This window comes from Algorimicrobium algoritergicola (genome assembly GCF_008086165.1).
GTDB classification, from domain to species: Bacteria; Bacteroidota; Bacteroidia; order Flavobacteriales; family Flavobacteriaceae; genus Algorimicrobium; species Algorimicrobium algoritergicola.
In genome coordinates, this window is sequence record NZ_VSKL01000002.1 from 474,494 (window position 1) to 489,366 (window position 14,873).

Annotated in this window: 17 protein-coding genes; 5 read left to right on the forward strand and 12 right to left on the reverse strand. The window is 32.1% G+C overall.

All coding sequences use genetic code 11. The features are described from left to right. A complete protein-coding gene (locus tag ES675_RS08125) occupies positions 1-1,248 on the reverse strand; it encodes a hypothetical protein (RefSeq protein ID WP_066247935.1) in 1,248 nt (415 codons plus the stop codon). Beyond that, positions 1,232-3,685: a DUF2339 domain-containing protein gene (locus tag ES675_RS08130; protein WP_066247937.1), complete on the reverse strand. Its 2,454-nt coding sequence runs from the start codon at positions 3,683-3,685 to the stop codon at positions 1,232-1,234. Before ES675_RS08130 ends, ES675_RS08125 begins: the two co-directional genes overlap by 17 nt. A gap of 275 nt (positions 3,686-3,960) precedes the next feature. On the opposite strand from ES675_RS08130, the gene ES675_RS08135 reads away from it, so the two are divergent. After that, positions 3,961-4,530, forward strand: a complete 570-nt coding sequence (locus ES675_RS08135) for a Crp/Fnr family transcriptional regulator (protein ID WP_066247938.1) — start codon at positions 3,961-3,963, stop codon at positions 4,528-4,530. Positions 4,531-4,662: 132 nt separating this feature from the next. Then, positions 4,663-5,403, forward strand: a complete 741-nt coding sequence (locus ES675_RS08140) for an acyl-CoA desaturase (protein ID WP_066247940.1) — start codon at positions 4,663-4,665, stop codon at positions 5,401-5,403. A 92-nt stretch (positions 5,404-5,495) separates the two neighbouring features. On the opposite strand, the gene ES675_RS16610 is transcribed toward ES675_RS08140, so the two are convergent. From ES675_RS16610 to ES675_RS08160, 4 genes are all read right to left on the reverse strand, one after another. Further along, entirely contained in the window at positions 5,496-5,774 is a 279-nt protein-coding gene (locus tag ES675_RS16610) for a cold-shock protein (protein WP_066247943.1), read from the reverse strand. Between the two features lie 36 nt (positions 5,775-5,810). Further along, on the reverse strand, positions 5,811-6,911 hold the full coding sequence (locus ES675_RS08150) for a fatty acid desaturase family protein (RefSeq protein WP_066248116.1): 1,101 nt from the start codon (positions 6,909-6,911) through the stop codon (positions 5,811-5,813). 361 nt (positions 6,912-7,272) lie between these two features. Further along, the gene (locus ES675_RS08155) at positions 7,273-7,920 is read right to left on the reverse strand and encodes a dioxygenase family protein (RefSeq protein WP_066247945.1); all 648 of its coding nucleotides are present in this window, start codon (positions 7,918-7,920) and stop codon (positions 7,273-7,275) included. Between the two features lie 186 nt (positions 7,921-8,106). Further along, positions 8,107-8,499, reverse strand: coding sequence for an acyl-CoA thioesterase (locus tag ES675_RS08160; protein WP_066247947.1), 393 nt, complete (start codon positions 8,497-8,499; stop codon positions 8,107-8,109). Positions 8,500-8,685: 186 nt separating this feature from the next. Here ES675_RS08160 and ES675_RS08165 point away from each other — a divergent pair, with 186 nt between their 5' ends. After that, the gene (locus ES675_RS08165; RefSeq protein ID WP_066247949.1) at positions 8,686-9,087 is read left to right on the forward strand and encodes a glyoxalase; all 402 of its coding nucleotides are present in this window, start codon (positions 8,686-8,688) and stop codon (positions 9,085-9,087) included. A 2-nt stretch (positions 9,088-9,089) separates the two neighbouring features. After that, positions 9,090-9,536 carry a hypothetical protein gene (locus tag ES675_RS08170; RefSeq protein ID WP_066247953.1) on the forward strand — a complete coding sequence of 149 codons (447 nt, stop codon included), beginning with the start codon at positions 9,090-9,092 and terminating at the stop codon, positions 9,534-9,536. Here the strand turns inward: ES675_RS08170 and ES675_RS08175 are convergent. From ES675_RS08175 to ES675_RS08190, 4 genes are all read right to left on the reverse strand, one after another. After that, positions 9,529-10,203, reverse strand: a complete 675-nt coding sequence (locus ES675_RS08175; protein ID WP_066247955.1) for a DUF2461 domain-containing protein — start codon at positions 10,201-10,203, stop codon at positions 9,529-9,531. The two genes, ES675_RS08170 and ES675_RS08175, sit on opposite strands and share 8 nt — an antisense overlap. A 75-nt stretch (positions 10,204-10,278) precedes the next feature. Continuing rightward, positions 10,279-10,827, reverse strand: a complete 549-nt coding sequence (locus ES675_RS08180) for a hypothetical protein (RefSeq protein ID WP_148367364.1) — start codon at positions 10,825-10,827, stop codon at positions 10,279-10,281. A gap of 71 nt (positions 10,828-10,898) precedes the next feature. Continuing rightward, positions 10,899-11,822 (reverse strand): mechanosensitive ion channel family protein, encoded by a 924-nt coding sequence (locus ES675_RS08185; RefSeq protein WP_066247959.1) that lies wholly within the window; start codon positions 11,820-11,822, stop codon positions 10,899-10,901. Positions 11,823-12,152: 330 nt separating this feature from the next. Further along, entirely contained in the window at positions 12,153-12,992 is an 840-nt protein-coding gene (locus tag ES675_RS08190) for a tRNA pseudouridine synthase A (protein ID WP_066247961.1), read from the reverse strand. Between the two features lie 63 nt (positions 12,993-13,055). On the opposite strand from ES675_RS08190, the gene ES675_RS08195 reads away from it, so the two are divergent. Further along, positions 13,056-13,487: a hypothetical protein gene (locus tag ES675_RS08195; RefSeq protein ID WP_066248117.1), complete on the forward strand. Its 432-nt coding sequence runs from the start codon at positions 13,056-13,058 to the stop codon at positions 13,485-13,487. A 29-nt stretch (positions 13,488-13,516) separates the two neighbouring features. Here the strand turns inward: ES675_RS08195 and hisIE are convergent, their stop codons facing one another. Together hisIE and hisF are read right to left on the reverse strand one after the other, a co-directional pair. Continuing rightward, positions 13,517-14,116, reverse strand: coding sequence for a bifunctional phosphoribosyl-AMP cyclohydrolase/phosphoribosyl-ATP diphosphatase HisIE (gene hisIE / locus ES675_RS08200; protein WP_066247964.1), 600 nt, complete (start codon positions 14,114-14,116; stop codon positions 13,517-13,519). Then, entirely contained in the window at positions 14,113-14,871 is a 759-nt protein-coding gene (gene hisF, locus ES675_RS08205) for an imidazole glycerol phosphate synthase subunit HisF (RefSeq protein ID WP_066247966.1), read from the reverse strand. The genes hisIE and hisF overlap by 4 nt, the downstream gene beginning before the upstream one ends. Between the last annotated feature and the right edge of the window lie 2 nt (positions 14,872-14,873).

The following is a 14,873-nucleotide window of genomic DNA, read 5'->3' on the forward strand; positions in this document are numbered from 1 at the left end:
CTAGTTGGGCTTTTTATCATTATTAAGATCCTTAATTAATTGGAATACAAAGTATAGAATCAAGATAGCTGCGATTCCGATACATGCCCACATAAACCATGGTTTCTGCCAAAATGTAGTGGTTTCTTCGACCGTTTTCTCAGAAGAATCATAAACGATTTCTGATATGTGCACCACAGGTAATTCCTGCTTGGTCCAGTTGGTTACTTCCGCAATATCATAATCTGGAAAGGATAATGAATCATTACCCGCAGTAATTTGATACTGTTCATTATTTTTTAGAGACGCCACTAAATATACAGGTTGTTGCATAAAATAAATTTCACCTATATCTAATTGAGGATTATCTTTATTATCAATTTCTAAATAAAAACGACGTTCATAAATATTTGGAATATTAAAAATCAACTCTTCATCTGAACGAATTACAAAATTTGCTAAAGTCTGCTTATAGGTTTCCGTATTTCTTTTAACTTCGCGTTCCTTTAAAATAACCAATCGGGCATTTCTATTATAAAACTCGGGAGCGTTAATAGTCATTCGAATTTGTTGAATAACTTCTGCCTTATCAAAATCAATATGGATTTGCGTTTTTTTATCGGTTTCTAGAATATCCATACTTTTAACTGGAATTTTCTCCATAATTAACGGTACAATATTGACGGTCTCGGTTTTCGCATTTCCAATTTTCAAAAGATTGATGGGTAATGACAGTCGATCATCAAAAACTATTTTTAGAAATTGATAACTGCCTACCGGAAAATAAATAGCTTGATATTTTTCTGTTTTTGTTTCGTGATTAAGTTGATTTAGTTGGCCACGATTTACAATACCAAACCATTCTACTTGGTCATTACTACCTTCGAGTCGGTAATTTTTTGAGCCTTGATAATTGGCAATCAATAGAACGGCTTTATCGATGGTTTTGTAAGGATTTTCAAAAATATAGGTTGAACTTGAATCTGCTAGACGTGTTTTTTTAACGATTGAGAATTCTGTAAAATCTGAAATTTGAGTTTGAATATAATCAGATAGGGGTTGTAAAAAGTATGAAACTTGATTTCCTTGTGCATCCCAAATTCTTAAATCCTTTAAATCTTGTGTTGCATAAGCGCGCATCTTCTGGGGAATTTGAATACGATGCAAACCATCTGTTTGTACAGAATTTATAGTCCCCGTTACGGATGCATTTTGAGCAAAGGTGATACCGCCCGCAAGTAGTATGAAAATTTTAATCGATTTTATCATCTTCTAGAGTTTTGTTTTCATCAACAACCAAAAACTTAAGTTTTTGATATACAAATGAAATTATTAAAATGAGGACACCTAATAATATAAATGCTATAATTTTTCCTGTTTCAGATACATTACTAATATCATATACAAATAGTTTAACAATGGTGATTCCTAATAATGAAAGGGCTATAATTCGCAATTGTTTTATCTGCTTTTTAATACCGATAATAAGTAAAACAAATGCCAATACACCCCATAAAATAGGAAGACCTGTTTTTATAATCTTATTTTTAGCCATTAAAATTAGGTCTAAATTTGACCCATACGGATCACTAATTTCGTTTATATCTACAGAAATATTCATGGCATAAAGCCCTTGTAAAATCACTTCTGTACTCGCCATGAACACGATAATAAATGCAGCTGTCCAAAGGGATAATTTAGTATTGAAAAGTGAAAATACTTTTTGTTTTTTATTACTATAATAAAGTAGAGAACAAAAATAAATAGTCAGGATTAAGGATATGATATGTAAGTAATAAGCAAGATAACTTTCGGAGTTACTCAACAAATTTTCTTCTTGTTGCGCAAACGGAATTTTAGAAAAAATAAATGTAAATACGACTATGTTTACAAGGGCTAGAACATTAATAATTTTATCTGTTAGCAGACGTTTATTTCTATAAAGTATAAAGCAGAAAACTGCAGAAAACAATAAATGATATAAAACTATGACCGCCAAAAAGTCATAAAATATAACATGTGTAAAGCTTTGATATCCAACTTCAAAAAGCCCTACAAAATATCCTGTTAAAATGGCCAGTAGTTTTGCTACTTTCTTATAGATTTTCGGATTAAATGTCAAACCGAATTTTAATAATTTTTCGGTATCCGTTCGCAACAGATAAAGTACACCCACAAATGATGCCACCACAAAAATACCACCAATAAATATAGGATTCAATATAATAGTCAAGTTGGTATTTTTAATCAAATAGCTCGGCCAATCCATTATTAAACTAACCACCATTAATGCTTGTACTAAAACAGCGGCAAAACGGTAACTTTTTATTTTCGATTTTTGCGCGAGCCACATGAGTAGTACCGCTTCTACAGCCCAGAATATCGTGATATTATTTCCTGAAAATTGAACAGGAATTGCCAAAGTAATAAAGGTTAATGTCAATCCAATCAATAAATAAATGGCTATTTTATCCAAGCCAAATTTCTTATAGAGCAATACCGCATAACCCAAATTTAACAATGCTAAAAATGCTGTAAAAAGTCCTGAAAATTGTGGTTTAAATTCAGATAAAACCAACATACCAATACCATAAAATACAAAATTATTTAGGGTAAGCATAACCAATTGCAATTTGGATAAACGCGCCTTTGTTCGCAAATTATTAATGATGTTGGTAATCATGAAAATAAGATAAAAGACAAATCCGAAAATTAAGGCTCCCATATAATGTGGCGGATCATTATTTACATCATCTAATACCCAGACCCCAAACAATAATGACGTAAATATAAAGGCAAGAATATTTAACAAATGCCATTTTTTAAAATATGCTAACGTTAAAATACCAATATCCAAAATGGCAATGTATGTAAACAATACCACATAATTTCCACTACCACTACTTACCATAAAAGGAACTAGAAAACCTCCTATTAATGATAGTATTGCTAGCTCCATTCGGTTATATGATATTGAAATTAAACAACTAAAAGCTGTTATCAATACCATAATAGCAAAGGCTACTTGTTGCCCAAATAATTGGTATTCATGATATGCTATGGCAATTGAAAAATAAAATATAGCAAGAGCACCTGCCACTAAAACAGAACTGAATGGCGCATATTTTTTTCGCAACTTATGAGCAATAAATAAAACTAAACTTCCTGCTAAAATACCAATCCCTACTCTGGCAGGTTCATTAATCCAGTTTTTGTCAATAGCAAATTTTACAAAATAACTAACACCTAAAACCAAAATGAAAATACCAATTTTATTGATTAAGTTTTCACCAATAAACTTCTCTAAATCTGGATTTCTTTGCTTAAATCCCTCCCAGAAACCTGGTTTTGATAACTGTTCAACTTTTTTGTTAGGTGCAGCAGCCATAACGTTTTGTACAGAGTCTGTAACTTTTACTGGCTCTAGTGGAAGCTCTTGTTTTTTAACTTCTGGAATTGGTGGTGTAACTGTAATAGGTGGTTTTTTAATTGGCGTTTCTTCTGGAGAAATAATAGTTTCTTTGCTGTTCTCCTTAATCACTTCTTTTTCAATATACTTGGTGTCTTTTCTGTATAAAACTAAAAGCCTATTTAGCTTTTCATTAAGTTCATGAATCTCGTTCCTTAAATAATTCTTTTCCTTACTATATTTAGTATTCTGAAGGATTAGTATAATTATAATAATAATTAGTAGGAGGTATTCCATAGGTTCTTGTGTATTAGTGAAATATCATAATTGGAGACTAGGACAATGCAACTTTTTAAGTTAAAGTAAATGTTAAAGGTAAACTGAAAGCGTTAAAATAGGTATTTATTTTAAAATTATTCAACGGTTTAGATGTTCATTTTATATTCTAGCTTTCATGTGCGTTAATAATATTTCAAATAAAGGTTTAGTCGTGTAAAACAGACTCCCAATTGATTTGATTTTAAAACAAAAGAACAATATCTTTACAGTCATAATAACAAGCATACCGCCTCTTGCAACAAATAAAAACGTATTTAGAACAAATAGCAACCATATCAGATGCGGATTGGGCATTTTTCACATCTAAATTGAAACGTCGAGTAATTCCCAAAAAGAATATTTTTTTAAAGTTACATGACATTGAAGATCATATTTCCTTTATAGAGTCTGGGGTAGTACGTTTATTTATTCCGAAGGAAAACCCTGAAAAAGAAATTACCTTTGGTTTTAGTTTTACGGATCAATTTGTAAGTGCATACGATTCGTTTTTAACACAATCCCCTTCAGCTTATGAGCTTCAAGCTTTAACAGACACCACGCTTTTAAGTATGAGCTATGCGGATTTACAAGACGTGTATAAAAACACCCAAATTGGCAATTTAATTGGTAGGCTAACTGCTGAACGTTTGTTCTTAATCAAATCCAGGCGAGAGCAACACTTGTTAAATCTAACAGCCGAGGAGCGCTATTTGAAATTATTTAAGGAACGGCCAGAATTACTAAAAGAAGTTCCTTTAAAATATATAAGTTCTTACATTGGTGTAACGCCTCAAGCTTTAAGTCGCATTCGGAAACGTATTTAATCTTAATTAATGAAGGCGTTTTAATTGAATAACAGGGCTTATTTCCTTTTATTGATGTGCCAAAAACATGGGTTTCTTAATTTAGGTTCATTGTTTAACACCTAACCACAAATTATCTTTGCAAAAAAAGATATGGCAGTCGTTATTTTCGTTTTAGTGCTTTGGTATGGTGGCTTATTTTTTCAGTCTTTCTTCTTACATCGTTATGCAGCACACCAAGTTTTCACCATGTCTAAAACCATGGAACGCATCACCTTTATTTTAACTTGGATATTCCAAGGTTCTAGTTACTTAAGCGCGTATGGTTATGGTATTATGCATCGTATGCATCATGCCTATACGGATACAGAGCAAGACCCACATTCGCCATCTTATGATGATAATATGTTTGCCATGATGTGGAAAACCAAAACTATATATCAAGATATTAATCAAGAACGAATTGCCGTGGACCCGCGCTTTACTAAAAATGTACCACAGTGGAAGGCTTTTGATGTTTTTGCCAGTTCACGATTTTCTAGATTGCTATGGATTAGTTTATACACCTTATTCTTTGTGTTTTTTGCAACCGCTTGGTGGCAATGGTTGCTATTACCAATAACATTCTTAATGGCGCCTATTCATGGTGTCATTATCAACTGGTTTGGGCACATTTACGGCTATGTAAATTTCAAAATGAAAAACACTAGTAAAAACCTTTTCCGTTTTGATTTTCTTATGATGGGTGAAGGATACCATAACAATCACCATAAGTATGCAAGTCGTGCTAATTTTGGCGTAAAATGGTATGAGATTGATATGACTTATCTTATAATTCGTGTTTTAGATGCAGTTGGAATTATTGAACTAAAACCTATTCCTGTTAAAAAGTAAGCTAAATTCTAAAGGACTTATTGTAGATATTAAAACAATTAATAGCATAAAAAAACCATCCGATTAGGATGGTTTTTAATATTAGTATCGTATTATTTTTTAACGCGTTTAACGTTTGTAGCCGTTAATCCTCGATCTCCTTTTTCAATTTTAAAAGTCACTTTATCTGACTTTTTTATTTTATCAATAAGGTTTGATTTGTGAACGAAAATTTCTTCGTCTGTCTCATTTACATTTATAAAACCAAATCCTTTAGTTCTATTGAAAAACTTGACAGTACCTTCTTTTGTTGATCCTGATTTAGTACTTCCAGCTTTTGTTGTTCCTGCCGAACTCGTATTAAATAATTTATTAATCCATTTTTTAAACATGCGTAATCGTAATTTTAATTTCGTTATATACTGTTTTTAAGCGGCTTTATATTCTGGTTCATTTCTACCAAGTGACCGAAGCATTTTAGTATGATCTACAATCGCTTGAAAGATACTCTTTTTAACGTGATAAGTCATTCCAAATTCCTTGGCTGTTTGAGCAACTATCGGGCTTAACTCCTTATAATGTACATGACATACGTCTGGAAGCACATGGTGTTCTACCTGATAATTTAAACCACCTATAAGCCAGAATAATAACTTGCTTTTTGGAGCAAAGTTACTTGTTGTTGCAAACTGATGACGATACCACTCGTTTGTCATCATTCCGTCCTCATTAGGTAATGGAAAATCCGTTTCTGGCATTATATGAGCTATTTGAAAAACGATACTCACCATGATCCCTGTTACGAGATGCATACTTAAAAAGCCTAGTAAAATGACCCACCATGACAAAGGTACTATAATCATGGGTAGTACCAAAGCGTATGAATAGTAAAAAATTTTCCAAGCTATTACTTTCGTTATTTCTTTCTGATAATTTTGATCATTATTTAAAAGCCCCAAGTTTTTGTAACGCGTTAAACGCACAAAGTCTTTAGCTGTTATCCAAAATATAGTTGAAATTCCATAAAAGAACCAGATGTATATATGTTGAAACCTTTGAGATTTATGATGTTCGCCATTGGGAGAAAAGCGCAAGAAAAAAGGTGTATTAATATCGTCATCCGCATGATCTATATTAGTGTACGTATGATGAAGAACATTATGCTGGATTTTCCAAACAGTTGCATTGGCACCTATCATGTTGAATGTATAACCTAACAATCTATTAATGGTTTTGTTTTTGGAATATGCACCATGTATGGCATCATGCATAACTCCCATGCCTATTCCAGACATACCAAAACCACAAATAATATAGAGTGTAAAAAGCATCCACGTTTGTGTAACGAGGCCAGTAGAAAGTAAAATTAAGGGTATAAAAAATAAGGATAGCATAACAACGGTTTTAACCACCATAGTTGTATTCGCTTTTTTACTTAAATTGTTTGTTTTGAAATATAGATTGACTCTACGACGTAACGTTTTTGAAAAATCGTTATCAGCAACTCGTGAAAACTTTGGGTTTTCCATGAAACTTATATTATGATTTGGTGCACTATTATTCTTAAAAGAACACGCCATGTGCCTTTTTGGTTCTGTAAAGAATTGAAGAAAGTAAAGGATTGATTAAGATAAAGAGGGATCTTAAAAAAGAAGACAGTCTAAATAATTTATAAGGTAAAAGTAAACTATCTAAATTGAAGGTGCTACAAGTATTTGTTAAAGTATTACGTATGCAAATTTAATCCTAAAAAATTCTGAACATTGAGCGCTCTAATAACCTATCAACCAACAAATATTTTAGTCTAAAACTAAAGTTTAAAACAGAAGTAAGAATAGTTTTAATGCTACTGATATGTTCATTAAATAAAATGAATTAAAGAACAGAAACCTATATGTTCTCATTAGTAGATGTGGATTCCAAAACAATATTTTTGGTCACCATTTGCAAATCGTCTTCTGCTTTCAACTCTAAAATACTATCAATATTTTTTCGTTTTAGGCGCTTTCTACAGGACTTCGTTACTAATGGATCATTATCAAACAACATTCTATGCATGGCATATTCCTGTTTACCAGGTTCTTTAATCATGGCATGGATATGCATTGGTTGCAATTCATGCGGATATATTAACGGTTTCGTTGTAGAGCCTGGAATAAACGTATTAATTGTGTATTGTCCGTTTTTATCCGTTTTAACCCATAGCCTATTTTTAACATAGTTGGTTTCCGAATTTGACACGACGGAATATTCGCCATTTTCATCAGCTTGCTGAATGAATATAATAACATCTGTAGCAGGTGTTACGCCATCAGATTGAAAAACCGTTCCAGAAATTTTAAGTTTTTGAGCGTGTGTATTGTAATCCACCATCGTTTCTTCACTTTTTAAAGACGTTTCATCAAAAGCATAAAATGGATTTTGATTTTTTATAAGTTTAGATACATGATCGCAATACTTTGTTTTTTGCACCGAATTTTGGGCAGAAATTATTCCGATAACACCTATAAAAAGTAGGCATGTTAGTAGATTTTTCATAAGATAACAATTGATAATTACTTCAAAATTAAGTAACTATATTGCTTTGCATATAAAAAATCTTATGAACGTAAAATATTTACGTTGAATGGGTTTTGTTTCTTATTAACGTACAATTTTATCGGTAAATGACACCTGTAAAAACGCCATGACAATTGAAATTGAGCCTGTTACAAGTCAAGGAATTTAAGAATTACTTATTCTATCCTTAACAAACTCTATTCGCGTCTTACCATGTGGTTTAGGCTTTCCATCATCACCAAGATTAACCATAATAATATTCTCAACGGTCAAAATGGTTTCGCGTGTCATTTTATTTCGAGCTTCACATTTTAAAGTAATCGAGCTGGTTCCAAATTTGGTTACCTGCATACCTACTTCTACAATATCACCTTGTTTGGCTGAACTCATAAAATTAATTTCCGAGATATATTTGGTAACTATTTTAGGGTTTTCCAACTGCACAACCGTGTATAAAGCGGCTTCTTCATCTATCCAAGCTAATAAACGACCTCCAAATAAGGTGCCGTTTGGATTTAAATCTTCTGGTTTAACCCATTTTCGTGAATGAAATCTCATATTTTTCTTTCTAAATTATTTCTATAATCAAAGATACAAGTAATTCAAATTTTAAGTTTATAAAAAGTGAACAAACATGTTATTGCGCTATAGTCTTTTCTTATTTGTTAATAAAGCTGTTGATATTCCGTTGTCGTAATAGAATTTAAGACTCATAGAATTCTTAAATTTATTAAAACTTATATCATGAATAGATCGGAACAACTTTTAGCCAGTAGACCAGAAATTCCATCAGCGAAATTCCATGATGCCATGAGTCCTGATGAGCGTTTTCAAAATACCACGCTAAGACCCGTTATTAAACTTCAAAACGATTTGTTAATTGAAGTTTTTAAAAATTACGCCAATAAACACAAAGGTGTTTTTTATGATTTATCAATAGAAAAGCAAATGGACTATATTGAAAATGCTATTCAAAAGGATATTAAGTTTAGAAACGCCTTAAAAGGTATTATTATTGGTCAATTTACAGTTGATGAATACCAATTTTACATTACCAATTCATCTGCTTTAAACAAACGTATGATGAACATTGTTAAAGAACGATTAATAAGCAACATTCAACTATTTGAAACACAGTTGGCTTAACTATGAATGAAAAAGAAGCACTTTTACAAGCTTGTTTTAGCTATGTAAATAAACGTATTGCTAGTTATAAAGATGAAATAGAAACCATAAAAGAATCTATTGAAGCCAATGACAAAAGTAATGATATGGATGATGATTCCGGAAATGGTAAATTATTCAATGATTTGGAAAAGAATGCCCAACATTTAACTGATGCAACCAAAACTTTGGACACCTTAAAATTGATTAATCCTAAAAAGAATTTTGATAGTGTTTCACTAGGAAGTGTTGTAAAAACGACACAAAACACTTTTTTTATAAGTATTAGTATTGGTGTTATAGTAACTGAAAACCAGTCCTATTTTGGTATTTCACTACTTTCTCCTATTGGTCAATTATTAAAAGGCAAAGTGATTGGCGACACTATTACGTTCAATAATAATACTCATAAAATTTTAGAAATTAAATAATACGCTCACCATTTAAATTGGTGGTGAGCACATCACTCATATAATTAAAAAAAGGTTTTACCTCTTTAAAAGAAGCGTTTACGACCTCCAAAAAATCGGGTTCTAACACTTCCATATCACCAAATTTTCTTGTGAAGATGTATTGTTTTTTTCTAATTAAATCAATATTTTGATGCTCCTTATCAAAATTTCGAGGTGCTGAAATTAATTCATCACCTTCCAAATCTCCCCAAACGGATTTGAAGGAATTGGCGTTGATGATATCACGCATTTCAGAAGCATCCATTTCAAATTCTTTTCGTATTCGGAGTAAATCTTCCTTGTTCGGGTCCCAGAAACCAGCAGCAATAAACGATTCGTTATTGGGAGAAATATGCAAATAATAACCACCTCGTAATTCAGGCTTACGACGCTGAAACGATCCAGCAAAATGTGTTTTATATGGTAATTTGTTTTTAGAAAAGCGCACATCGCGATAAATACGGAATATTTTAAACTGATCTATATCATCATGTACCTTCATTGCTTCAAATAAAGATTTGACAGACATTTTCACGGTGCTTTCTATGGTCTTAAATTCCGTTTTATTTTCTGCAAACCATTCCCTGTTATTATTCTTTTCTAATTTTTTTAAAAAGGGAAATACGCGCTTATCAATTGGTAACATATTTTTTTTGTTTTAAAATTAAAAAAAAAGACTGTCATAAACTGACAGTCTTTAACTTATTTTATGAGATTACTATTATTTTAAACTCATAAATTTTTTGGTTACGTATTCCTTCGTTTCCTTATCATAATATTCAAGGACAAAGTTTCCGTCACTATCAAAATATCCAACGCCTGAAAAATCAGATGTTTTAAATTCATATTTTCTGGACTCTACATTTTTTATGGCACGTCCATATTCCATATTCGGCTTTATGGCAGAAACATCAAATCCATTTGACGTTTTTACAAATTTATAATCTTTCCCGTCTTTTTGATAGTTTACGGTTTCCATTTTAGATTCGTAAAAAGGATCCATATCATTATCAATTTCAATTGTTTGTGTTACTTTTTTATCAGTTCCATTTACAATACGTTCTTGATTAACCTTATTGGCATCATCATCAGACAGTTTTACTTCGCCTTCTTCCGTTGTGGTTACCTTTACCTTCTTTTGCGTAACGTTCTGACCATCATCAACAGTTATCGTTTTTGTTTCTGTTTTCGTCATTTTATCTCTTGATTTTTCTTGAGCAAATACGATTCCCGAAATAAGGAATAATCCTATGTAAACTAGCTTTTTCATTTTGTTTGATTTTAAATTAATACTCATTTTAAAATTTTAAATATTTTTATGTTACTTCTTGAATCATTCAACTATTCAGTTGATTGATCTTTTGAAGATTCTTGTTTTGATGTTTCTTTACTTTCTTTTTGCAATCCTAATTTATTATTAAACTCCAAAGTCCTAATTGGGAATGGAATATTAATACCATCCGCATCATAAGCCTTCTTAATAGCTATCATAGCAATAGTTTGCGCTTCTAATTCCTGTTTTTTGTTTGCAGCATCTACCCAAAAACGACATAAATAGTTTATGGAACTGTCGCCAAATTCAGTATAAAAGAATTCTACATCATCCGCTTTTTCAACTTGATCAAAAGCATTGGCAATGGTTTCTTTTGTTAATTGCATTACCTGTTCTAAATCAGACTCATAACCAACACCACAATTGATAAAAATTCGCATTTTATCTGTTAATGAATAGTTTTTTAATGGGTTTTCAAGAATTAACTTATTAGGCAAAATAACGACATTATTATCAGCTCCCTTCATAACAAAATTTTTCAAATTAATATCTAAAACTTCACCAGAAAAACCATTGGTTTCTATCCAATTACCAATTTGAATTTTCTCTCTAAAGGATAATACAATACCTGCAACAGTATTAGATAACGTGTTTTGTAAGGCTAAACCTATGGCCAAACCAGCAACTCCTGCAGTTGCCAATACGGATGTTAATGCTTTACTTAAATTTAAAATTCCTAATGATAGGAATAATCCAAATAGTACAATTACTACCGCAGACATTTTAGCAACCATTCTGCTCACAGAATCTTGACTTACATGCTTTGAAACCAAACGGTACGTAAACTTGTTTATGTATTTAGCCAAAAAATAAGACCCAACAATAACAAGTACAGCTAGTCCTAAATTGGGTATGTTTTCGATTATGGCATTGAACCATCCTCCTAATTTGTCATATAAATTATCTAAAGCTTCTGAAAATTGTTCATCCATTTGTTACGTATTCTTAATTTTTAAATGGACTTCTTATTAGATTTTGCAATTATTTCTAAACAGCTATGTTCATGAATTTTTCAAGCATTAAACTCTTCACATCAACTTCCATTCTATACTTTCAAAAGTACACTTCAATGAAAATATATCTTGGCGTTATCAAAAATATTATTAGCTCAATCAATGACACAAATCATTAATTAATAACGTCCTGCAGTATTTTAAAGGTTTATGTCAAACGTATTTATTGAGTATTAACGGATTGTTTTTACATATCTTGGTCCAATACTCCGTATAAATGAAATGAACAAATATTGAGATGTAGACACTTTAGATGTTTGTGGCATCTTTTAATGCTTCAAACTCTATTTTATTCAGGATTAACCCAGAAGCTGGCGCTATATAATGAATGGCAATTTGATTATCTGGTTTTAAGCTTTCCGAAATATCTTCCAGTGATTTTTCACCTTTACCCAACTCAATTAAAACGCCCATCATAAGTCGGATTTGATTGCGCATGAAACCTTTTCCTTTTACACGGAGAATAAAAGATTCTTCTGGAAAAAAGTTTGCCGTAAACACCGTATTTTCGACTATTTCACAAGTCAAAATTTCCCGATTATATATACCGTTATCAGTTGGTTTATAACAATAGGATTTAAAATAATGCTGACCTTCAAATAGTTTGGCACCAGCTTTCATCTGTTCTATATCTAATGAATCTAAAATAGTAGTAATTACAGGCGCACAAAACGGATGAAACTTATTGCCATGTGCAAAAACATAAAGGTATTCCTTAACCTTGGAATCTTGAATCACATTAAAATCTGCATCCACTTTAGTAATAGTTAAAGCCCGAATATCTTGTGGTAAATTCTGGTTGAACAGTTTTAGAAAAGCATCCAAATCTTCTATTTCATGATAAATAAACAACTCAAAGGCAGCTTCGTTGGCTGAAACCATAGCATCTGTTCTACCGGATCCCAATGTTTTAAAACGTTTCCCTTCCAGAATAAAATTCAACGTTTTATCAATCATAAGATGTACCGTTTTTAATTGTGGTTGCTTTTGCCAACCATGAAATCGGTAACCTAAATATTGACATGTAATTAAGTAATAGTGGCGTTTTTCGAACACTTCGGAGTTTTTTAGAGTTCCGAAAATTACCATTTTAATAATGGTTTACAAATAATTCTTACCTTGTTTAACATATTAACCAATCAAACCTTGATTATGTCCACGACACAAAAGCCACCAAAATTATTTTGGATTATTAGCATAGTAGCATTAATTTGGAATTTAATGGGTGTTTTAGCTTATTTAATGCAAGCATTCATGACTGAAGATGCCCTTCAAAAACTACCAGAAGCTGAACAAGCCCTATACACAGATTTACCTGCCTGGGTTACCGCTGCTTTTGCAATTGCTGTATTTGGTGGGACTCTGGGTGCAGTTGGATTACTACTTCGAAAAAAATGGGCAAGACTCATATTTTTATTTTCATTGATAGGCATTATTGTACAAATGGCACATAGCTTCTTTATTAGCAATAACATAGATGTTTATGGGCCTGGAGCCGTAATTATGCCTATTATGGTTTTAGTTATTGGTGTTTACTTAATTATGTTTTCCAAATCAGCCATAGCTAAAGGTTGGATTTCTTGATATTATAAGCATCTTAAAAATATACTGTTTTATTTTTGACGTGCTTTTAAAATAGTCTCAACATCCTTCAACCTAAATCCTTTTGCTTGCAGCAGAATGAGATAATGAAATAATAAATCGGCACTTTCGTTGAGAAACAAAGAGTCGTTTTCATCTTTAGCTTCTATTACAACTTCAATAGCCTCCTCACCTACTTTTTGTGCAATTTTATTAATACCACCTTTAAATAGCGAAGCCACATAGGACGTGTCTTCCTCTTGATTAGTTTTCCTATCTGTAATAACACGCTCCAATTCTGAAAGAAAACCAAAATTAGACACATTGTTTTCATTCCAGCACGTATCAGATCCTGTATGGCACGTTGGCCCTTCTGGTTTTACGGAAATTAATAAAGCATCTTGATCACAGTCCACCTGAATATCTTGAAGTTCAAGAAAATTCCCACTGCTTTCACCTTTGGTCCATAAACGATTTTTTGAACGACTAAAAAATGTAACGCGTTTTGTTTCTTGTGTTTTATTGAATGCTTCCTGATTCATATAACCCAGCATTAATACTGCTCTGGTACTATAATCTTGAATTATGGCTGGCACTAATCCGTTTTCGTATTTATTAAAATTGATTGTCATGATAAGCGAATGGGTATATTATTTTGTTGTAATTCTTTTTTTAATTCTAAAATATCTAAAGTTCCAAAATGAAACACACTAGCTGCTAAAGCTGCATCAGCATGTCCTTTTTGAAAGGTGTCTACAAAATGTTCTGTAGTTCCGGCACCACCAGACGCAATAATAGGAATGTTTAATTCTGAAGATAAACGTGCTAATGCGGTATTTGCAAATCCGTTTTTGGTACCATCATGATCCATGGATGTGAATAGAATTTCTCCAGCTCCAAGACTTTCCACTGTTTTGGCCCATGTGAATAAATCCAAATTGGTTGGAATGGTTCCGCCTGCTAAATGGACTTTCCACTGACCTTCTATTTGTTTGGCATCAATTGCAACTACGACACATTGACTCCCAAATTTATCAGATAATTCTTTAATTAATTCAGGTTGTTTAATAGCTGCCGAATTAACGGCTACCTTATCAGCTCCAGATTGTAATAGCAGATCCACATCGGCAACTGAACTTACACCACCTCCCACTGTGAAGGGTATGTTCACTTCTTTCGCTACTTGCAGTACCATATCGATTAGTGTTTTCCGACCTTCTAATGTAGCTGAAATATCTAAAAACACGAGTTCATCAGCACCAGTTAAAGCATATTTTTTTGCCAGCACTACTGGATCGCCGGCATCCTTTAAATCGACAAAATTAATGCCTTTTACAGTGCGTCCATTTTTAATATCCAAGCATGGAATGATTCGTTTTGTAAGCATAA